General features: G+C 46.7%; 20 protein-coding genes. 4 read left to right on the forward strand and 16 right to left on the reverse strand.

Features of this window, described 5'->3' with window-relative positions:
• The first annotated feature begins 136 nt into the window (after positions 1 to 136).
• The gene (locus tag RJD38_RS02135) at positions 137 to 2,281 is read left to right on the forward strand and encodes an LruC domain-containing protein (RefSeq protein ID WP_065430719.1); all 2,145 of its coding nucleotides are present in this window, start codon (positions 137 to 139) and stop codon (positions 2,279 to 2,281) included.
• 10 nt (positions 2,282 to 2,291) lie between these two features.
• Complete coding sequence (locus tag RJD38_RS02140; protein ID WP_065430720.1) at positions 2,292 to 2,765, forward strand: hypothetical protein; 474 nt, start codon at positions 2,292 to 2,294, stop codon at positions 2,763 to 2,765.
• 105 nt (positions 2,766 to 2,870) lie between these two features.
• Here the strand turns inward: RJD38_RS02140 and RJD38_RS02145 are convergent, their stop codons facing one another.
• Positions 2,871 to 3,401, reverse strand: coding sequence for an elongation factor P hydroxylase (locus tag RJD38_RS02145; RefSeq protein ID WP_065430721.1), 531 nt, complete (start codon positions 3,399 to 3,401; stop codon positions 2,871 to 2,873).
• 233 nt (positions 3,402 to 3,634) lie between these two features.
• Here RJD38_RS02145 and RJD38_RS02150 point away from each other — a divergent pair, with 233 nt between their 5' ends.
• Positions 3,635 to 4,258 carry a trimeric intracellular cation channel family protein gene (locus RJD38_RS02150; RefSeq protein WP_005598353.1) on the forward strand — a complete coding sequence of 208 codons (624 nt, stop codon included), beginning with the start codon at positions 3,635 to 3,637 and terminating at the stop codon, positions 4,256 to 4,258.
• 98 nt (positions 4,259 to 4,356) lie between these two features.
• Here the strand turns inward: RJD38_RS02150 and aroC are convergent, their stop codons facing one another.
• Both aroC and prmB read right to left on the reverse strand, forming a co-directional pair.
• Positions 4,357 to 5,442: a chorismate synthase gene (aroC, locus tag RJD38_RS02155; RefSeq protein WP_038219056.1), complete on the reverse strand. Its 1,086-nt coding sequence runs from the start codon at positions 5,440 to 5,442 to the stop codon at positions 4,357 to 4,359.
• Between the two features lie 189 nt (positions 5,443 to 5,631).
• Positions 5,632 to 6,564 carry a 50S ribosomal protein L3 N(5)-glutamine methyltransferase gene (gene prmB, locus RJD38_RS02160; protein WP_005598356.1) on the reverse strand — a complete coding sequence of 311 codons (933 nt, stop codon included), beginning with the start codon at positions 6,562 to 6,564 and terminating at the stop codon, positions 5,632 to 5,634.
• A gap of 73 nt (positions 6,565 to 6,637) precedes the next feature.
• Here prmB and smrB point away from each other — a divergent pair, with 73 nt between their 5' ends.
• Positions 6,638 to 7,168 carry an endonuclease SmrB gene (gene smrB, locus RJD38_RS02165; protein ID WP_005598357.1) on the forward strand — a complete coding sequence of 177 codons (531 nt, stop codon included), beginning with the start codon at positions 6,638 to 6,640 and terminating at the stop codon, positions 7,166 to 7,168.
• A gap of 915 nt (positions 7,169 to 8,083) precedes the next feature.
• Here the strand turns inward: smrB and ltrA are convergent.
• The 13 genes from ltrA to fliH all read right to left on the reverse strand — a co-directional run bounded on the left by ltrA (position 8,084) and on the right by fliH (position 20,477).
• Complete coding sequence (gene ltrA, locus RJD38_RS02170; protein WP_367971393.1) at positions 8,084 to 9,556, reverse strand: group II intron reverse transcriptase/maturase; 1,473 nt, start codon at positions 9,554 to 9,556, stop codon at positions 8,084 to 8,086.
• An 870-nt stretch (positions 9,557 to 10,426) separates the two neighbouring features.
• Entirely contained in the window at positions 10,427 to 11,557 is a 1,131-nt protein-coding gene (gene flhB / locus RJD38_RS02175) for a flagellar biosynthesis protein FlhB (protein WP_005598359.1), read from the reverse strand.
• Positions 11,558 to 11,578: 21 nt separating this feature from the next.
• Positions 11,579 to 12,361, reverse strand: a complete 783-nt coding sequence (gene fliR / locus RJD38_RS02180; protein ID WP_065430723.1) for a flagellar biosynthetic protein FliR — start codon at positions 12,359 to 12,361, stop codon at positions 11,579 to 11,581.
• Positions 12,362 to 12,369: 8 nt separating this feature from the next.
• Entirely contained in the window at positions 12,370 to 12,639 is a 270-nt protein-coding gene (fliQ, locus tag RJD38_RS02185) for a flagellar biosynthesis protein FliQ (RefSeq protein ID WP_005598363.1), read from the reverse strand.
• Positions 12,640 to 12,651: 12 nt separating this feature from the next.
• Complete coding sequence (fliP, locus tag RJD38_RS02190) at positions 12,652 to 13,527, reverse strand: flagellar type III secretion system pore protein FliP (protein WP_005598366.1); 876 nt, start codon at positions 13,525 to 13,527, stop codon at positions 12,652 to 12,654.
• Positions 13,514 to 13,906 carry a flagellar biosynthetic protein FliO gene (gene fliO / locus RJD38_RS02195; RefSeq protein ID WP_009384503.1) on the reverse strand — a complete coding sequence of 131 codons (393 nt, stop codon included), beginning with the start codon at positions 13,904 to 13,906 and terminating at the stop codon, positions 13,514 to 13,516. The genes fliP and fliO overlap by 14 nt, the downstream gene beginning before the upstream one ends.
• A gap of 3 nt (positions 13,907 to 13,909) precedes the next feature.
• Complete coding sequence (fliN, locus tag RJD38_RS02200) at positions 13,910 to 14,320, reverse strand: flagellar motor switch protein FliN (RefSeq protein ID WP_005598370.1); 411 nt, start codon at positions 14,318 to 14,320, stop codon at positions 13,910 to 13,912.
• Positions 14,321 to 14,334: 14 nt separating this feature from the next.
• Positions 14,335 to 15,381 (reverse strand): flagellar motor switch protein FliM, encoded by a 1,047-nt coding sequence (gene fliM, locus RJD38_RS02205; protein ID WP_009384505.1) that lies wholly within the window; start codon positions 15,379 to 15,381, stop codon positions 14,335 to 14,337.
• Between the two features lie 8 nt (positions 15,382 to 15,389).
• Positions 15,390 to 15,887 carry a flagellar basal body-associated protein FliL gene (fliL, locus tag RJD38_RS02210; RefSeq protein WP_009384506.1) on the reverse strand — a complete coding sequence of 166 codons (498 nt, stop codon included), beginning with the start codon at positions 15,885 to 15,887 and terminating at the stop codon, positions 15,390 to 15,392.
• Positions 15,888 to 15,936: 49 nt separating this feature from the next.
• Positions 15,937 to 17,685, reverse strand: coding sequence for a flagellar hook-length control protein FliK (locus RJD38_RS02215; protein WP_065545138.1), 1,749 nt, complete (start codon positions 17,683 to 17,685; stop codon positions 15,937 to 15,939).
• Positions 17,686 to 17,913: 228 nt separating this feature from the next.
• Complete coding sequence (gene fliJ / locus RJD38_RS02220) at positions 17,914 to 18,351, reverse strand: flagellar export protein FliJ (RefSeq protein ID WP_065430725.1); 438 nt, start codon at positions 18,349 to 18,351, stop codon at positions 17,914 to 17,916.
• A complete protein-coding gene (gene fliI, locus RJD38_RS02225) occupies positions 18,352 to 19,677 on the reverse strand; it encodes a flagellar protein export ATPase FliI (RefSeq protein WP_065430726.1) in 1,326 nt (441 codons plus the stop codon).
• Positions 19,677 to 20,477, reverse strand: a complete 801-nt coding sequence (fliH, locus tag RJD38_RS02230) for a flagellar assembly protein FliH (RefSeq protein ID WP_005598380.1) — start codon at positions 20,475 to 20,477, stop codon at positions 19,677 to 19,679. The genes fliI and fliH overlap by 1 nt, the downstream gene beginning before the upstream one ends.
• Between the last annotated feature and the right edge of the window lie 22 nt (positions 20,478 to 20,499).

Here is a 20,499-nt window from a genome sequence, read left to right on the forward strand (position 1 = left end):
AGTTTAATTCTCAAAAATGAACGCCTAGCTTTTCATATTGAGAATATAAAAACAAACTCTTTTAAATTCAACAACTAACAACATGGCACAAGCTATGCAACTCCCTTCCTACGCATTCTAAAATGAAGGGATAGTCATGAGTAAACTAGAAGCAAGAATTCACCTACCCTTGCTATGCGCCGCGCTTGCGGTCAGCACGGCAAGTCACGCAGCCACACCATTTTCATCCTGTCCCACGCAAGCCTTTCTGATTCAAAACCCATCAGGAACACCTATCGCCTATGGCGTAAGTCTAGACGTAGGTAGTTACTCCGCTCTTTCTTGGAGCATCGGTAGTGCCAAAATCAATGGTGTCGGTTTTAGTGTCCATGATGATTATATCTATGGCTGGGATTACGGCGCAGACTCTTTAACCCGTATTGGCTCAGAGCTGACATCCAACCCAATCACCGTCAGCAATTTAGGTATCGGCCCAACCTCTTTCTACGTGGGTGATGTCTCGGTTGATGAGAATGCTTGGTATGGCTATCGAGTCAACTATGGATTATTTCGTATCGACATTAGTACGGCCGCTATGACAAAAGTCGCCACGTCCGCTGAGTTGGGTAATATTCGTATTCTCGATATGGCCTTTCATCCCGATAACGGTTTTGTTTACAGTGTCGACAACTCAGGCTACTTGTATCAAATTGATGTGAGTGAAGGCAGCAGCACACAATTAAACAAGATACTCGACAGCAGTACGCTCGGGCACAGTCTGGCTTTTGGCGCACAATATTTTGATGTCGACGGTAACTTATACCTGAGTAATAACGGTAATGGACATGTCTTCAAAGTGACCATCGATGGCAATGATTCCAGCGCTGAATTCTTTGCCTATGGACCGTCGAGCAACTCTAATGATGGTGCCCGTTGTGCCCTCGCCGCGGTGATCCCCGGTGACACTACCGATTTCGGTGATGCGCCAGATAGTTACGGAACCACTTATGCAGCCTCTGGGGCTCGCCATGGCATCACGGACTTGAAACTCGGCACTCTTGTCGATGGTGAGAATGAAGCTTATGTCTACCCTCTCTCAGACGACACCGCAGACAGCAGCAACGATGAAGATGGTATTGCCTTCCCTGTCCCGATCGAAGTGGGTGAAACAAGCTTTTTATACGCGACAGTCGATGGTGCAGATGGTGAAGGGGTATTGAGTGCCTGGATTGACTGGGACCAAGATGGTGAGTTCAATGATGATGAATTGGTACTCAACAGTGAATTTGTCGATGATGGTCAAAACCAGCTCTACATCTCGGTGCCTAGCTGGGCGCTTGCCGGTGATACTTGGGCTCGTTTCCGTCTCAGTACCACATACGATGTCGGCCCGACCGGTGGTGTCGGCGCAGGGGAAGTAGAAGATCACTTAGTCTCGGTGACGGATCAAGGTGTCACGGTTGAGACTTACCCTTCAGGTGCGTCTTACACCACCTTTGCTTATGAAGACCAATTCCCGAAAATGGGCGACTACGACATGAACGATGTACTGATGAACGTCAAGTACACCGAATACAGTCAGAATAACGAAGTAATCCAATTGAAAATCGAAGGCCAAATCGCCGCACTTGGTGGGACCTATCGTTCCGGTTTTGCGATTCGCTTACCGGGGGTTGATCCAAATGATATCAAAACCGATTCAGCCAAACTCTATATTGATGGCGAGCTACAATCGGCCGACATTGTTGAATCTGGCACAACAGATGCGGTACTCATTGTTCATGAAGATTTATGGTCGATGACCGAATCCGGTGAAGATGATGGATGTACCATGTTTAGAACCGAAGCGGGTTGCGGCACAAGCTATCGACCAAGTTGGGAGCTTATTATTCCGTTCAGCTCTCCAATTAGCAATGCTCGTATGCCCGAGTTCCCGTACGACCCATTTATCTTTGCGACCCCTGGTTACTATCATGGTGAAACTGGTTTGCAAGTCAGCGGAGGTTTCCCCGGTCGCGCGCTCGAAGTTCATTTAAAAAACAAAACCCCGACATCTAAGTTCAATTATGGCTACGTGGGCAAGCAAGATGACGCCACAGATACTGGTGCCGGGACTTATTTCCATACCAGTAACGGACTCCCTTGGGGGATTGAATTGCCGCTTGACTGGCAGCACCCACTTGAAACCATCAGCATTCTCGATACCTATCCAAAATTTGCTGATTTCTCTCAAGACCCATCAGGTTTGACCGAACAAAGCTGGTATGTCACCCCAATCACCAACAAAGCCTACACGGACTAAGGGGCAAGCTATGAATCATTTTTCTAACTCTTTTAAATCCTTAGTTTTACTCACCGCTACCGCAGCACTATTAGCTTGTGGGGGCGGTGGTGACAGCGGCGGTGGTTCAAGTTCAGGTGGCAGTACCGCTCCTGCTGTAACGCCAAGTCTGTCAGTAACGGATTTAGATATCGCCGCGGAAAACAATCTAGAATCGGTGTATGAAGTGGACGTCAACGTCGATATATCCGCAATTTCAACCGAAAAAGCATTTATCTCAATTTGTGATAACGGTACAGCCAAAGGCGATTTGACCAAGTTGGATTTTAACATGTGCTTACTCAAATCCAGCCTTGTCGATGGTAAAGGAGAGTTTGATCTTCGTGTTGCCAATCATTGCGATGAATTAATTGCCGTAATTTGGATTATGGAGAAAGACCGAGCTCCGCTCACCTACACGCTGACGCACAATAACCAGAAGCAAACCTACTGGGATATTAATTAGGCCTATAGCGCGAAGCCATTAGATCGAAACTATTAGCTCGAAAGCCTGACCAAAAAGCCGACATTATGTCGGCTTTTTGGTCAGTATCGATAAGAGATAAACGGTTTACTTAACAATAAAATCGCTATGATTGAGAGGCGCAATACCATAGAAGCCACGCATCGCTTCAGACAACATTTCAACTCGCGGCGGAATACCTTGATCTAGAATAGACATAACTTCTGCATGTACTTTGCTCATAAACAGCAAGCGGTCCGGTTCAAAATCACCATTCAGATTGTCACAACTGACACTAAACGCAAAACCCGCACTTAACGCTAAAATCCACTCGTAAGCTTGTGGACGAATCTCGACTTTTTCAAATTCAGCTTGTACTTGCGCGGTACGACCATCGGGTTCATACCAATATCCAAAGTCTTCGAGTAAACGACGCTCTGGACCTGCCACACACCAATGGGCAATTTCATGCAACGCGGAAGCGTAGAATCCCCGCGCAAAAATGATCCGATGTTGAGGGTGCTGCTCATCGGCTGGAAGATAAATAGGCTCATCCCCTCCCAGCTCTAATACGGTATTAAAACTCGCGGAAAACGTGTCATTAAAGATTTTAATTAAATCTTGGTAATCGTGATTCATAATGCCTGGCTAATGAAATGAAATTAAGCGCCCGCATTCTCGCATTTTTCTTCTGTTTAGCACAGTACTGGTCATACTCTTGCCATTAGAAATAATTATCTGATAAACGTTTTCGTAACCACAAAAACTCATTCGTTTTTTAGCGCTATAACCACTACACTTTCGCCTTCATTTATAAGATAGGGCTTTTCTATCCGCCCTACTGCTTTGTTTTCGTTATTTGAGTAATCGCTATGCTGTTAAGTGTGTTGTACATCATTGGTATCACTGCCGAAGCCATGACTGGAGCTCTCAGTGCTGGTCGCCGAAAAATGGATTGGTTTGGCGTTATGCTTGTTGCCAGTGCAACAGCCATTGGCGGCGGCACGGTACGTGACATTCTACTTGGTCACTACCCACTAGGCTGGGTAAAAAACCCGGAATACCTTGCGATTACGTGTATTGCTGGCGTACTTACAACTGGGCTGGCTAAATGGGTAATCAAATTCAAAGGCTTGTTTATCCGTCTTGATGCGCTAGGTTTGATTGTGTTTAGCATTATCGGCACCAAGGTTGCGATGGGCATGGGCCTGCATCCTGGCATCTGTATGGTTGCGGCACTGGTCACTGGGGTATTTGGTGGTCTACTGCGTGATCTAATCTGTCGTCAAACACCGCTAGTATTGCATGAAGAGCTTTACGCATCGGTTTCATTGGTAGCGTCAGGGCTTTACCTTGCGTTATTGGAATTTGGCATTGATGACGTTACCGCAACCATCGCGACACTGATTGTCGGTTATCTGCTGCGTATGGCCGCCGTTCGCTTCAAATGGCGTCTACCTTCGTTCCATTTAGAAAGTGACGAACCACTGCACTAAGAGGCAATACACTAAGTCGCAATGTGGTTGCTAATAGACAAACATAAAAAACGCCAATCGGATGATTGGCGTTTTTGTTTATGCGTTTAAAAAATCGATTAAATCTTTGGCGTACCAGTGACAACACCATGGTTTTGTCCACGATGACGTAGCAAATGATCCATCACCACAATCGCCAACATAGATTCAGCAATCGGCACGGCGCGGATCCCAACACATGGATCATGACGGCCTTTGGTGATCAATTCAGTTGGTTCACCATGCTTATCAATCGTTTTGCCCGGAACCGTAATGCTCGAGGTAGGCTTTAACGCGATATTGGCGACAATATCCTGCCCAGTCGAAATTCCACCTAAGATGCCGCCCGCATGGTTGCTGTCGAAGCCTTGCGGTGACAACGCATCACGATGCTCACTGCCTTTCTGCTTAACCACATCAAAACCATCGCCAATTTCAACCCCTTTCACCGCATTGATACTCATCAGTGCGTGAGCGATATCAGCATCAAGACGGTCGAATACTGGCTCACCTAATCCGACCGGAACATTGGTGGCAACGACTTGGATTTTAGCGCCAACCGAATCACCTTGCTTTTTCAAATCACGGATCAGTTGGTCAAACGCATCCACTTTCGCTGCATCTGGGCTAAAGAATGGGTTGTTTTCAATTTCGTTCCAATCAACCGTGTCAATCGCCACATCACCCATTTGTGATAGGTATGCTCGTACTTCAACGCCAAACTCTTGCTTTAAGTACTGTTTAGCAATTGCACCAGCAGCAACACGCATCGCCGTTTCACGCGCTGACGAACGGCCGCCACCACGATAATCACGGATGCCATATTTTTGATGGTAAGTGTAGTCAGCATGACCTGGACGGAATTTATCTTGAATGTCTGAATAATCTTTTGAACGCTGATCGGTGTTCTCAATTAGCAGGCCAATAGAAGTACCCGTGGTTTTACCTTCAAAGACACCTGAGAGAATTTTAACTTGATCCGGTTCGCGTCGTGCGGTGGTGTAACGCGATGTGCCTGGACGGCGACGATCAAGATCAACTTGAATCATCTCTTCTGAAATTTCTAACCCCGGAGGGCAACCGTCTACGATACATCCTAATGCGATACCGTGACTTTCTCCGAATGTTGTTACTCGGAAATGTTGTCCGATACTATTTCCTGCCATTGCGTCCTCAACTTTTAGGCTGTGAATGACCTGCTCACAGCGTTTCTTCCTGATGTTGGTAGATTCATAGTCGCTTGATTATCCATTGATGTAAACCCCTAAAAGAGAACAAAATCCGCGACACAAATAAAAAAAACGCCATGCACTAAGACGTACATGGCGTTTAAAAATCACTCTTAATGCTGAAAATTAATCTTTATAGATAGAAAACTCATCAGCGTGCTCAAGCATTTGATCGCGAGTCAGTAAGAATACACCGTGACCGCCGTTTTCAAACTCTAACCAAGTAAATGGAATATGTGGGTACTGCTCCATCATGTGAACCATTGAGTTGCCCACTTCACAGATCAAGAAACCTTTCTCGGTTAAGTAATCTGGTGCGTTAGCTAAGATACGACGTACCAGTTTTAGGCCATCAGTACCCGCTGCTAAGCCCAGTTCTGGCTCGTGAGTAAACTCTTCTGGCAAACTGTTCATGTCTTCTGCGTCCACATAAGGTGGGTTTGAGACAATCACGTTGTATTTCTCTTTTGGTAAATCACGGAATAGATCGGAACGGATAGGGAAAACTTGTTGCTCTAGACCATGATCTTGAACGTTAAGTTCTGCAACTTGCAGAGCATCCGTTGAGATATCAATCGCATCAACTTCTGCATCAGGGAACGCATTCGCACAAGCAATCGCAATACAACCACTGCCAGTACAAAGATCCATAATGCGTGTTGGTTCTTCAATTAACCAAGGCTGGAATTCAGCTTGAATCAATTCACCAATTGGCGAACGCGGTACAAGAACACGCTCATCAACGAAAAACTCAAGGCCACAGAACCAAGCCTTATTGGTAAGGTAAGCCGTTGGCGTACGTTCATTAATACGCTTAACCACGCGCTCAACAATTCTCATTCGCTCGCTAGTAGTCAAGCGTGAGTTCAACACGTGTGGAGGCACATCGATTGGCAGGTAAAGGGTTGGCAAGATAAGCTGAACCGCTTCATCCCATGCATTGTCGGTACCGTGGCCATAAAAAATGTTCGCGGCATTAAAGCGGCTCACTGTCCAACGGACCATATCTTGAAGCGTGTGTAATTCTGATACCGCTTCTTCTACAAAAATCTTATCCAAACTTGCCTCCGAAAAGCGCTACAATACTGCTTAATGAAATTAACCCTGTTGTGTTAACCATAATTTTATACCTATGAGCCAAAAAGACACCAACGCTGATGACGATTTCGCCCTATTTAGGGATGCAGTACAAGGCGTAAAAAAGTTGCCACAGGATACCATAGTCCAGCAACCAAAAAAGAATACTAAGCAAAAAGAAATCAAGCGAACTGCTCGAGAAGGCAGTGATGCGGAGTTTTACTTCTCTGACGAGTTTGTTCCTCGCTTAAATGAAGAGGGACCAACTCGCTATGCGCGCGATGATGTCTCAACTTATGAGGTAAAAAGATTACGCCGCGGTGTGTATGTACCTGACGTTTTCTTAGATATGCATGGTATGACACAAGTAGAAGCCAAACGCGAGTTAGGCGCCATGCTGGCCTACTGCGTAAAAAATGATGTGCACTGTGCCTGTGTTCAACACGGCATTGGTAAGCACATACTTAAGCAGAAAGCCCCTTTATGGCTGGCTCAACACCCAGACGTAATGGCCTTTCACCAAGCCCCATTGGAGTTTGGTGGCGATGGTGCGTTATTGGTGTTGCTGTCGATTCCGGAAAAATAGAGAGGTCGAGAGTCGGGGTCGAGCTGCGCTCTATGGAACGCTTCGCTTCTAGATTCGAGAAGCGAGAGGCGACGGCGGTTAGTTCTCGTAAAAAATTCCCGACTGCGCTCCTTCGTCGCTATCGAGAATGATGGCATCCAAATTTCCAACATTCATCGTCATCCTCAAGAGTGAGGCACGAACGAGTTGGGGATCTATCGCAAACGCATAACTCAAATAGATTCCCGACTGCGCTCCTTCGTCGCTATCGAGAATGACGGAATTTAAGTGTCAAACGTTGATCGTCATCCTCAAGAGTGAGGTACGAACGAGTTGGGGATCCATCGCAAACGCATAACTCAAATAGATTCCAACTCACGCTCCTTCGTCGCTATCGAGAATGACGGCATCCAAGTTTCGAACGTTTATCGTCATCCTCAAGAGTGAGGTACGAACGAGTTGGGGATCCATCGCAAACGCATAACTCAAATAGATTCCCGACTGCGCTCCTTCGTCGCTATCGAGAATGACGGTATTGAAGCTTCCAGCGTTTATCATCATCTTCAAGAGTGAGGCACGAACGAGTTGGGGGAACTATCGCAAACGCATAACTCAAATAGATTCCCGACTGCGCTCCTTCGTCGCTATCGAGAATGACAGAATTTAAGTGTCAAACGTTGATCGTCATCCTCAAGAGTGAGGTACGAACGAGTTGGGGATCTATCGCATCCGCATAACTCAAACAGATTTCCGATTACGCCCTTTCTTCGCTATCGGGAATGACGGCATTTAAGTTTCGAGCGTAAATCGTCATCCTCAAGAGTGGTCGGGTAGACGACACTTGTTACCAAGTGCCGTCCCCCTAAGAACCCAGCGTGCAACTTTCACTGCACTAGGCTCAAGCCTTCACGAAGGCATCGTTTGATACCCAGCAACTTATAAAGCAGCGAGAGTAGGCTCCTTCCAAGAGTTGCGAGCTTGCCTTTTTGACTTTCTCTTAGCCAAGTATTGTTGGTGTTGAGGGTCATATGGTGTCGCTGCACTTCGGATTTTTACATGCCTCTCGATCGGTACTTTGGCTATTTGGAAGAGATTGAACTGGCAATCCATATCCATGATCTTCTGCCAACCATGAAAATGCCATTGGCCTTTTCGGTTGACGAAGTATTTAAGGGCCACCCAAGTTTTGGATTTTGTCGGATGACGCCTCACTGCCCAGTGCCATAATGCAAGAAATAGCTTATGACCAACATATCCGAATACCTGTTTAGCCACGCAATGGCGATAATAATTAGCCCAACCCCTTAATTTCGGATTTATCAGTTTGATAAGATCGTTTACAGAGGTTGTTGCATGCTTTTTGATGAGTTCGCGCAGATTACTCAAGAACAGCAATGTGTTAGATTTACTCGGTTTAATGAGCAATTTCTCTTTGTACTTTCTGTGATTGAACCCTAGAAAGTTAAAGCCGTTATCGATGTGTGTAATGTGCGTTTTCTCTTCGGATAATGTTAATCCTCTTTCCGCTAAAAAGTCAGCGATCAACGGTTTGATATCGTTCTCCAACACTTCCTTTGAAGCGCAGGTGACGACGAAATCGTCGGCGTATCCAATAAAATTGGCTCTACTACCCTTTTTGAGGGCCGTAGACTTAATATGCTGCTCAAGTCCAGCAAGAGTCATTAGCATCAAGGTTGGTGATATTATCCCACCTTGTGGTGTTCCCTCATCGGTGCGATAAAACAGACCTTTGTCCATAAAGCCAGATTTTAGCCATTGTTCCAACATTCTCTTATCAATAGCGATGTTATCAAGAAGCCATTGATGGCCGATCTTGTCGAAACAAGCTTTAATATCCCCTTCAAGTACCCATTTAGCTGATTTCTTTAATGCCAAACATTTGAAACACTGCCCAACTGCATCGGCAGTACTGCGATTTGGCCTAAATCCATAACTATTGGGGTCAGCAAGCGTTTCCGATATAGGCTCTAATGCAAGAAGATGGAGGGCTTGTTGCGCTCTGTCTATCATGCATGGAATTCCCAATGGTCTGAGCTTGCCGTTCTTTTTGGGGATGTAGATACGCTTGAGCGGTTGAGCTTTGTACGCCTTTCGACTCAATTGATTAACTGCTTTTATGCGGCGTACATCTGTGTTCCAGATGACACCATCTATTCCAGGCGTTTTACTACCTTTATTTTGAGATACTCGCCTTACTGCAAGAAACTTAGCTGAGCGAGAATGAGTTAGTATCCACTGCAAGGCTTTCGCTTTACCGTGTTTACCCTCTCTAGTTGCCTTTGCGATACGCATCTGAAGCTTTAATACATGCGATTCAATAGGTTTCCAGTCGATAGACTGCCATTGAGCACTGTCAGGAGAGGCACTAATCTCTTTAGAAATCATCATTTGCGTTTCTCCTTAAATAAAGTTCTTCAAACTTTCTCGCAACGAAAGACCAGTCGGAAGTGGGCTCACTTTCGTGACCAGACACGTGTCTGTATCTGCATCGTTACAATGCAGCCTTCGCTTTCTCCGACCTCCTTTACCCGCATCGCTATCGGCCACAAGGGCTTTCCCATAGGGAGCGATACAGGCTTACCCTGTTCCGTATGTTACGTAAAATGTCAACTTAGATGCCCACTCTAGTGCGGAGAGTACTTTGATCACGAAAGGCCAATGCCCAACTCCTTTCCGACTCTCATTGCCGTTTTGGCCACAGCGTATTAACCACTTCCGCTGCTTCATCATATAACGCACCTTTAATGGATTCACATACGTTCATCATATTGACTCCCTAGCACTTACCCGAATTGTGGTTTTCAGGAGGAACATCCTCTCACGATTTTGTTCCCACTCAGCCTAACGGCCAAGTTTCGTTACATTGTCAGATCCGCTACTTTATTCAGGATCCTAGGGGCATCTGGTGATACAGATGGTTCACTCTTGTCGTGGTGAACAACGCTTCATACGACTTCAGGTCGCACAGGCACGAACGAGTTAGAGATCTATCGCAAACGCACAATTCAAACCGATTCCCGACTGCGCTCCTTCGTCGCTATCGAGAATGACGGAATTTAAGTTTCTCGAATCCGCATAACTCAAACAGATTTCCGATTACGCCCTATCATCGCTATCGAGAATGATGGCATCCAAATTTCCAACATTCATCGTCATCCTAAAAACCAAGCGAGTAACCCTCTCGGCTCTCAAGCGCAGCGCTCTAGATTCTCGCTTCTATATTACTCGCTTCTAAATTCTCGACTCTCGCTTCTTAAGCTATTTACGCAGTTCCGTTGGGATCGGTAGCTCTGAGGTTTTTAAGTTCGGTCTCTGCCCGCCACGTTTTCGGTATTGTTTCAATTGGAAAACATACGCCAGAATTTGTGCCACTGCAGTAAATAGACCATCGGGGATCTCTTGCTCTAGCTCGGTAGAATGGTAGAGCGCGCGAGCTAAAGGCGGTGCGGGAATAATGTAAATATTGTGCTCACGAGCAACCTCACGGATCTTCATCGCCATGTGATCAACCCCTTTTGCCACCACTATTGGAGCACGGTCATTTTTTTGATCATAACGTAGCGCAACAGAAAAGTGCTCTGGGTTGGTAACGATAACATCTGCCTGAGGCACATCAGCCATCATACGACGCTGCGCCGCTTCACGTTGCAACATCCGAATACGACCTTTTACTTCCGGCTTACCTTCGGTTTCCTTGTATTCGTCCTTAATTTCTTGCTTGGTCATCTTCAGTTGATTGGCGTGTTGCCAAATCTGAAACGGTATATCGATCGCCACCACAATCAGCAGTGAACAACTGATCAGTAAAATAAAGTTAAGTAGGATATCGAGGGCGTGGAAAATGTTTTGCGGGTAAACATCCAAGCTCAATTGGAATAAATCTTCTTTCGCGGCATCAATCAGATAAAACGCCATGCCGGAAACCAGCGAAACTTTCAAAATTGACTTAATCAACTCAACCCAACTTTGCATGCCCACCATTCGTTTAAGGCCACTAAGCGGGTTCATTTTCGACGCTTTCGGCATTGCAGCTTCAACAGAAAAGCTCACCCCACCGATACCCGCCGCGCCCACTAAGGCGGCGATGAACAAGACAAACAAGATCAACAGCAGTGGAAACAACAAGCCGCCCATCGAGCCCAAGACGATATCAAACAGCTTATCGAGATCGAATATCTCTTCGCGCGAGAGGTTGAATAAACGCCCCATCACATTAAACAATGCGCGCGCCAATCCCTCGCCAAACCACATCAGGGCGACCGAACCGATAACTAATACTGAAACTGACGCCAACTCTTTTGACCTTGCAACCTGCCCTTTTTCTCGGGCCTGTTGCAAGCGCTTGGGCGTGGCGTCTTCGGTACGTTCTTGACCGTCTGATTCTGCCAATTCAGTCTCCTAAGACCATGATTAACAAGATAAGCGAATAAAGCGACAAATCTGCTGCTCGCCTTGCAGCCAAATCAACTCATAGTGAGTAAATAGACCACCGATAATGTACCAACACAACAGCAAACCAACGACCAGAGCGAAGGTAAAGCCGAGAGCAAAGATGTTCAGCTGCGGTGCGGCACGCGTCATTACACCAAACGATAAGTTAATCGTCAGCAGCGCAATAATCCCCGAGAGTGACATACTCAAGGCCAGTTTAAACATAGTGCCAAGCCAAGTAGCAAGCTCACGAAAATCAACCGCCGTTAAGGCTCCAACACCAATTGGGAGAGATTTGAAACTCATCACCACCAGCATCAACATCTTTAAGTGCCCATCGGTAGCCAGAAAGAACATAGTCGCGAGAAACATAAAGAGTTGGCCGAGCAGCGGCGTATTTTGACCATTGGCAGGATCGACCATGGATGCAAAACCCAAGCTCGACTGCATACCCAATATTTGACCCAAGATAACAAAAATCTGGATCATAAACTGAGTAACGGTGCCCATTGCAACCCCAATCACAATTTGCTCAAAGGTGACCACAAAACCTTCAAATGAGAGCAACTCAATCGCCTCAGGTACTTTAGGAACCGAAGGCATCACCGCGAAGGTAATCGCTAACCCCAAATAGAGCCTTACACGCGTTGGCACAAAGCGTGCGCCTGTCACCGTCATGACCATCAGCATGGCAGCAATACGGGTATAAGGCCAAAAGTAGTTAGCAATCCAATCTAGAACGATACTCGCGGGGTATTCCATCTCAAATCCTAATAGAGCACTTGCGGTAAGCGTTCAATGATCGAGTAGAAATATTCCGTCATCATCTGAGTCATCATGTGGGCAAAAAACATCAAGGCCAACAAGGTGATCACCAAACGAGGCAAGAAACTCAGCGTTTGTTCGTTGATGGAGGTGGCAGCTTGGAAAATAGCAACCACAAGGCCCACTAGCAGACTCGGAATGACGATGGCACACACCATGATCAATACCATCCACAGGGCATCGCGAAACAGCTCAACAAACATCTCAGGAGTCATGATTTTCTCCCGTCACAAGGCAAAACTGCCGGCTAAGGTTGAGAGGATTAAGTTCCACCCATCCACTAGCACAAACAGCATCAGTTTAAACGGTAGCGACACAATCATTGGCGAGAGCATCATCATACCCATTGCCATTAGCACTGATGCCACCACTAAGTCGATAATCAAGAAGGGTAAAAACAGCATAAAGCCAATTTGGAAAGCGGTTTTCAATTCAGAGGTGATGAACGCTGGGATCAACACCGCCATCGATACCTCTTCAGGCGCTGTCGCCGTTGAGCCAGAAATATTAACAAAGGTTTCCAGATCTTTGACTCGCGTCTGTTTGAGCATGAAATCTCTCATTGGTTCTTGGGCAAGATCGAAAGCTTGACGAGCGGTCACTTGCTCATTGATATAAGGCTGTACGGCGGTTTCGTTAATCTTATTTAGCACGGGCGACATGATAAAAAAGGTCAAGAAAATAGCGATACCGATGATCACTTGGTTCGACGGCGTTTGTTGTAGACCCATCGCTTGGCGCAAGATCGACATCACTACCACAATTCGGGTAAATGAGGTCATCAAAATAACCATTGCCGGCAAAAAGCCCAACATGGTCATTAGCGCTAAGATTTGTAAGTTAACCGAATAATCTTCGCCACCATTGGCATTGGTGGTCACGGTAAAGGCTGGAATGCCTCCGCCACCGGAACCTGCGATCATATTGGTTGATAACGTTCGTGCTGCGCCTTGTTCTTGTTCCATGGCTGACACTGTCACCGAATTACTGGCAACCTTGCTGTTAATTGGGGTATCAAGCTCTTCCGATGCAACAGAGAAACTTGAAAAAATAGCCAAGACAAACGCCAAAATAAATGACGACAAGTGATTATTTTTTATCATTCTTTTTCAGTAGCTGAGTCAGTTGATTTGCAAACGGACTGCTCGCCAGCTCCTCCTGAGACAAAGGTTTTTCCAGCTTAGAAATCAGTTGTATTGATTGCGGAGTCACGCCAACCAAAAACTGCTCTTCTCCAGCCTGGACAATAATGATCCGTTCACGTGTCCCGACCGCAACTTGGCGTACCACATTGAGGCCTTTTTGATTGGTCATGGTGGGCACTCGCATGCGCTTTAACATCCATGCCAACAAAAGGATTAGGGCTATAACGAACAAGAGCGACCCAAAGGTGGTCGCCCAGTCAAATTGGCTAGAAGGTGCGACTGGCGCACCAAAAGCCGTTGGAGAAAGCAGTAATAGCCAATATAAATTAGGCTTCATACATTACCTTAGCTTCTTGATACGCTCAGTTTGGCTGATCACATCGGTCAATCGAATACCAAATTTATCGTTCACCACAACCACTTCACCATGCGCAATCAGTGTGCCGTTCACCAATACATCCAGTGATTCACCCGCTAAACGCTCTAGCTCAACCACTGAGCCTTGGTTTAATTGCAATAAGTTACGAATACTGATTTGCGAACGGCCTACTTCCATCGAAATGGTAACAGGGATATCCAAAATGGTATCGAGCTTACGACGTTCATCATCAGAAATTGGCGATGAAGTATCTTGCAGTTCATCAAACTGTGCAGACATCACTTCATCAACATCAATACTCGGAGCGCTTGGATCTTCACCTAATGCCGCCGCCCATTCGTCGGCTAGTCTTTGGTCGTCACTTGGTTCCATACCTAAATACCTATTTAATCTTCAATCTCGCCATCATCACGTTCCAAGTCGGAAATAACATCTTTTCCAAGGAACGCGATATCAGTTTTCACCACATCAGGGCGTCGGATTTTTTCTGAAATTTGAATCGCCATTTTCTCACCGGAGCGGCCCATCTTAACTCGATAGGTTGGCAATTCTTCTACAAACATCACCGCGTTTTCAGGCATATCAACGGGAATAATGTCACCCGGTTGTAGCTCCATCAAATCACGCAATGAAATATCTTTTTCGAGTAAGTCGACACGGAAATTCACCGGAACATCCATGATCTCTTCACGCAGAGCACTACTCCAACGTACGTCAGTTTCCATTTTATCGGACTGAACACCGGCATCGAGCAATTCACGAATCGGCTCAACCATGGAATATGGCATCACCATATGGAAGTCACCGCCGCCGCCATCCACTTCAATATGGAATGAACTCACCACAATCACTTCTGTCGGGCTCACGATGTTCGCCATGCTCGGGTTCACTTCTGAATCGAGGTATTCAAACTCAACCCCCATGACTGGCGACCAAGCTTCTTTATAATCTTCGAATACAATTTTTAGCAGGAGCTGGATAATACGACGCTCGGTAGGAGTAAATTCACGCCCTTCGATACGCGCATGGAAACGACCATCGCCACCAAAAAAGTTTTCAACCAAAATAAACACCAAACGCGCTTCCATTGTGATGAGCGAGGTGCCTTTTAAAGGTCTAAAACGCACCATGTTCAAACTGGTTGGTACGTATAAGGTGTTTTGGTATTCGCCAAACTTCATCATCTGGACACCGTTGATCGAAACCTCAGCGGTTTTTCGCAACATATTGAACAGACTGATACGCATATGACGAGCAAAACGCTCGTTGATCAATTCAAGCGTCGGCATTCGACCGCGGACAATACGGTCTTGGGAAGAGAAATCGAAGTCTACCGCATCACTGTCAGCGACGACATCATCTTCGACGTCATCGACATCATCGACGCCATGCAATAGCGCATCAATTTCGTCTTGGCTTAATAGATCGGTCACACTAATTCCTACTGAATAACAAAGTCAGTGAACAACACGCGTTCAATCACGGGTTGGCCTACTGCGCGAGTCAAACTCGCTTTAATATCATCGGTTGCTTTTTGGCGCAACTCGACGCGCCCATTGGCGTTACGTAGCTGCTCTACCGTTGCTGATGCAAACGTGCCAAGCAGCGAACTTTCAATCAACGGCGAATGGTAACGTGCCAAATTTTCATTCTCAAAACCACGCACCATTAACTGAACGTTAATTTGTACCAGACGATCTTTTTTATCGCCAGTCACATTGAATAGAAATGGCTGAGCAATATTAACGTAGGAAACAGGCGCTTCCGCAGCGGCCGCTGTCTGTTGAGCTGCTTGCTGTGATGAAGCGGCATCGTCTGAGCCCATCAAGAAAAATGCGGCGCCGCCACCACCAAGTAATAGCACCACCACTGCGACAATGATGATAATGAGTTTGCTTTTACTCTTAGGAGCGCCGTTTTCAACTTCTTCTGCTGCCATAGTTTAACTTTCTCTAACTATTCAATTCGTTAATACTCTAACGCCTAGTCTAAGCGTAATAACTGATTCCATCACGCTTTGTCGCCACATTCAAATCAAGTTTGACGTCTGGTTCAAGGTTTTCTTCACTTGTTGCATGCTGATCGCTGCTACCTTGACCAAATCCACCTTCATTTGCTGCGGCATAGCCATTTTGCTGCTGCCCTGAAGCTTGCTGTTGCACAGAGGTATCGCCCAATTGCAAGCCCTGCTGAGCCAACATTTCACGTAGACGCGGCATCGCTTGTTCAACAATGTCACGGGCTTGCGAGTTCGCCACCGTAAAATGCACATTGGTTCCATCACCATTCATATTCATGCGGATCTGCATTCGGCCCAGCTCTGGCGGGTCGAGGCGAATATCAATGTTTTTCAAATTCTTCGATAGCATCATTTGCACCCGCTCTGCCACTTGCTCACTCGCCATCTCGCGATTAAGTGGCATTGGCGGTTGTTGAGCGACTTGCTCTGGGCGAATTTGATTGTTTAACCCCTGAGCCCCGGCCGTTTGCCCCAACTGCTGTGCAAGTGCCGCTTCAATCCCTGCGGGAGCTTGACCATCGGCTGACGAAGCGAGTTTACCCGCTACTGCGGTGCCTTTTAAGCCCATCGCCGCTTGCATGATTTGTTCAGCCTGCGCAGCACTATTAACCGGTGCAGTTACAGTTTGCAACTGTTGCGCAGCAGAAGCATCCATCGGCGCTGTCGGGGTTAATACCGCCGCATTGATAGCACCATTGCTCGCAGCCGCTGCATTATTTGCTTGCGCCGCTGATGTTTGTGCTGGTGTCTGAGCTGAATGTTGCGACTGGTTCTGCGCTTGCTGCAAAATTGCCGCAGACTGCGCATTACCTTTTAGAACAACCTCTTCTTTGCCTAATTTTGCCGTATCGCCGCTGCTAGTTTGGCTGCTCGCTTGACTATTCCAGGCAATTGCAGCGCCTTCAGTTTTTTCTTTTCCTTCGGTGTCTTGAGCGATCACCGAGTTATCCACCGAGTCTACTGTCGCTGGGTCTTGAGTTTCAGCTTGCACTTGAGAAGCGGTTTGACCCATCAACGCCGCCAGTTCTGCTTTTTGCTGTTCACTCAAATTTTGTGAATCAATCTTGCCGAGATCATCTTCAGTGACATTGGCAGATTGACCCGCTATCGGAGCTTGGGCTTCTGTCATCAAGTTTGCTTGCCCGTCAATGAGCTCAACGTCAGCATCTAATGCTGTCGCATCTTGTGGTGGCAAAGGCTTGCCGTCTTTTGCTTGTAGCGATTTTACTGATTGGTCTAATCGGCCTAAAAACTGTTGGTTTTCCGCCAAAGCTTGTTCAACCTGCGCTGAATCAGAGCTTGGTTTTTCGATAAACTTTTCCAATTGTGGTGGAATTGAGGTCGCGTTGTGCTCGCCATCATCCGTCGCGCTTTTTTGTGCCTTTTGTTGTTCGCCAGTACCGAGAGCGTCACCATCGAGTAGCGCTTGCTCTGAGCTGGCATCATCCAGCATCATGACTTCGTCGCCTTGCTCTGTGGTCACAGACGCCGCTTCAACCTCAGCATCTGCCGCGACTTCGGCATTCACTTTTGCCTCGGCCTCACCTTTGGCTACATCTGCTTTAGTTGTATCCGCTTTAGATTCACCCTTAATAAATGCCGCCAACTTAGCAAAAAAACCTTCGTCTTCACTGGATTCCGTCGTAGTGGCTTGGCCATCGACAACGCCTTTAGTGGCTTTGGTGACTTCAGTTGATGGGGATAAATTCACATTCATTATTCGCAGACTCACTCTCGGCTAACGCGCACGCATATAACAATCACTAATGACTGCCATGACTTGCCAAGCACAAACGCTGACAAGCATAGATGGTCACTTAATGGCCGGTAATAGCCATCAATATAATTGTGATTAAACAAGCAAGATACGCGCCAACTACTGAGCTAGCTGAGTAGTGAACGAGTATGTTTAACGGGAGCGCTCTATAGAAATGGCATGGTCGATTTAGAGCGTACGGCGAGAGTATTGCAGGGTCGAAAACTCATCCATTTGCTTTTGCTCACGGATGTTTTCTAGCCGCTGCTTCTCTTTCTGCTTTTTCTCAATCATCCATTCATAAGAACGACGTTGTTTACGACACTCTAACCAATGCGTTTCGCAGTTATCGACTTGATCTTTGAAATGAGATTCAGCCTGTTTCTGCTTTGACAAGGTATTGTCGAGCGTGGTTAAAAAGCGGTTCAAGTGAGTATATTGGCTGGCGGTTAAGCCTTGTTTACCACGATCAATCAACTGCTGGCAGTAATCTAGACGATACTTTTCGATTTGTTCGAGCTGTTGATAATAACCATGTAGCTCACTGCGAGCTTGGTTCAACGCTAACACCGCTTGGTTTTCACGTTCTTTGACTTGCTCAACCAGAAACTCGAGTGCGTTATCCATCTATTGCTCTCCTTTTAATAAGCGGCCAAGCATGTTGACGCACATATCGTAAGGGACACTCTCTTTCATGCTTTGCTGCAAGAAGGCATCTAGTTTTGGTTTTAAGGTAAAGGCAGCGTCGATCGCTTGATCGGTCCCTGGCTTATAAGCACCAATAGAAACCAAATCTTGGTTCTTACGGCAAATCGATAATACCTGACGCACTGCTTTTGACATCAGCACATGCTCATCCGTGGTAATTTGTGGCATAACACGACTGACGGATTTCTCAACATCAATGGCTGGGTAGTGGCCCGCATCCGCCATTTCACGTGATAACACTACGTGACCATCCAAGATAGCGCGGGATGCATCGGCAATGGGATCTTGTAGGTCATCACCTTCGGTTAAGACGGTAAAAAAGGCGGTAATAGAACCTTGCTCTGGACTGCCGTTGCCGGCACGTTCCACCAAAGCAGGTAGCTTAGCAAACACCGATGGTGGATAACCTTTGGTCGCCGGAGGTTCGCCAACCGACAAGGCAATTTCACGCTGAGCTTGAGCAAAACGCGTTAGAGAGTCCATTAACAATAATACATCTAAGCCTTGGTCGCGGAAGTACTCGGCAATGGTGAGGGCGGTTTGACACCCTTTAAGACGCATCAGTGGTGATGAGTCAGCGGGCGCGGCGACAACGACAGAACGTTGCCTGCCGTCGACACCTAAAATCTCTTCGATAAATTCTTTTACTTCACGGCCACGTTCACCAATCAAACCCACCACGACCACTTGTGCTGTCGTGCCGCGAGTCATCATGCCTAGCGTCACCGATTTACCTACACCCGAACCGGCAAATAGGCCTATACGTTGCCCTTTCCCGACCGTCAATAAACCGTTGATCGCTTTTAAGCCTACATCGAGAGGTTCGGTAATCGGTTTGCGTGATAGCGGGTTGATGGGCTCGGCATTAAATGAAGCGCGTTTATCGGTATAAATAGGGCCAAGACCATCAAGTGGGTTACCGACACCGTCAATCACCCGGCCAAGCAATTCCATTCCAACCGGAAGCCCGGTTTCGCTGGTCAAGGGCGTCACTTTCGCCCCCGGCATGACGCCTGTAATTTGCTCACTTGGCATCAAAAAGAGGTTTTCACCAGAAAAGCCCACGACTTCAGCTTCCATTTCGCCGTGCATGGTTTCCACTTTACACAAACTGCCAATTGGCGCTCGGCAGCCCGTGGCTTCCAATGTCAAACCCACTACGCGCACGAGCTTTCCTGACGCAACAGGGCGACAGGTTAACCCTTTGGTTTTGTATTGTGAGAGTCGTTCAGCCAGCTGCAGCACTATTCGCCGCCTTGATGGCGATTAGAGCCACAAAAGCTTTGTAACACGCTACGAATTCGCTCTTCCATTCGATAATTGACGCTAGAATCGCCCGCTTCAATCTGCACATCGCCACGATTCAAAGCCGGTTCAGCCAATAACGTCCAATTTCTGAATTCAAGGCTTTCTTCACCATAAGAAGAACGAATGATTTCCACATCATCAGGATGCAGTTTTAATGTAATGGCATGGCCAGAAACAGGCAGCGCTTCAACCGATTGCTTGATAGTATCAAGAACCACTTGTGGGTTAGTTTGCACTTCAACATGCACCACTTCTTTCACCAAAGTCAGCACCATATCAACCAGCTGCTTCTCGACTTGAGCGTTCATTAGCTCGAGTGGCTGAGCAAATTGGTTGGCAAGATTCACGAACGTTTGAACTTGCTGTTGAATAAATTCTTGGCCTGCCGCAACGCCTTCGATTTTACCCGATTCAAGACCTTCTTGATGACCTTCTTCCAGCCCTTGCTCTTTGCCTTTATCGTAACCTTGTTTGAAGCCCGCTTCTTGGCCTTGATGTAACCCTTCCTGATACGCCTGTTGCTTAATCAGTTCGATCTCTTCATCGGTCAATTCAGCAGGAACATCAACTTCAGGCTCACTAAAACTTGGCATCCAACCCGGATCGTAATTCATCGCGGTTTCGCGTGCTTGCGAGCGATTTTCAGAGGTGTAGTCAGGCAAACCCCATTTCTGCGGTTTCTCTACTTGTTGATCGTCATCGAGGCGTAAAAAGCCACGTTTTCTCTCACCAGACATGTTCGTTTACCTGTAACAGCAA

This window comes from Vibrio scophthalmi, assembly GCF_040869025.1.
GTDB classification, from domain to species: domain Bacteria; phylum Pseudomonadota; class Gammaproteobacteria; order Enterobacterales; family Vibrionaceae; genus Vibrio; species Vibrio scophthalmi.

Bases quoted from the DNA above. Each gene is read 5' to 3' on its own strand.
- fliR (WP_065430723.1), bottom strand. From the start codon at position 12,361: ATGGAATACCCCGCGAGTATCGTTCTAGATTGGATTGCTAACTACTTT.
- RJD38_RS02135 (WP_065430719.1), top strand. From the start codon at position 137: ATGAGTAAACTAGAAGCAAGAATTCACCTACCCTTGCTATGCGCCGCG.
- aroC (WP_038219056.1), bottom strand. From the start codon at position 5,442: ATGGCAGGAAATAGTATCGGACAACATTTCCGAGTAACAACATTCGGA.
- RJD38_RS02140 (WP_065430720.1), top strand. From the start codon at position 2,292: ATGAATCATTTTTCTAACTCTTTTAAATCCTTAGTTTTACTCACCGCT.
- fliJ (WP_065430725.1), bottom strand. From the start codon at position 18,351: ATGGATAACGCACTCGAGTTTCTGGTTGAGCAAGTCAAAGAACGTGAA.
- fliO (WP_009384503.1), bottom strand. From the start codon at position 13,906: ATGAAGCCTAATTTATATTGGCTATTACTGCTTTCTCCAACGGCTTTT.
- fliQ (WP_005598363.1), bottom strand. From the start codon at position 12,639: ATGACTCCTGAGATGTTTGTTGAGCTGTTTCGCGATGCCCTGTGGATG.
- fliL (WP_009384506.1), bottom strand. From the start codon at position 15,887: ATGGCAGCAGAAGAAGTTGAAAACGGCGCTCCTAAGAGTAAAAGCAAA.
- RJD38_RS02145 (WP_065430721.1), bottom strand. From the start codon at position 3,401: ATGAATCACGATTACCAAGATTTAATTAAAATCTTTAATGACACGTTT.
- smrB (WP_005598357.1), top strand. From the start codon at position 6,638: ATGAGCCAAAAAGACACCAACGCTGATGACGATTTCGCCCTATTTAGG.
- fliN (WP_005598370.1), bottom strand. From the start codon at position 14,320: ATGGAACCAAGTGACGACCAAAGACTAGCCGACGAATGGGCGGCGGCA.
- fliP (WP_005598366.1), bottom strand. From the start codon at position 13,527: ATGATAAAAAATAATCACTTGTCGTCATTTATTTTGGCGTTTGTCTTG.
- RJD38_RS02150 (WP_005598353.1), top strand. From the start codon at position 3,635: ATGCTGTTAAGTGTGTTGTACATCATTGGTATCACTGCCGAAGCCATG.
- fliH (WP_005598380.1), bottom strand. From the start codon at position 20,477: ATGTCTGGTGAGAGAAAACGTGGCTTTTTACGCCTCGATGACGATCAA.
- ltrA (WP_367971393.1), bottom strand. From the start codon at position 9,556: ATGATGATTTCTAAAGAGATTAGTGCCTCTCCTGACAGTGCTCAATGG.
- RJD38_RS02215 (WP_065545138.1), bottom strand. From the start codon at position 17,685: ATGAATGTGAATTTATCCCCATCAACTGAAGTCACCAAAGCCACTAAA.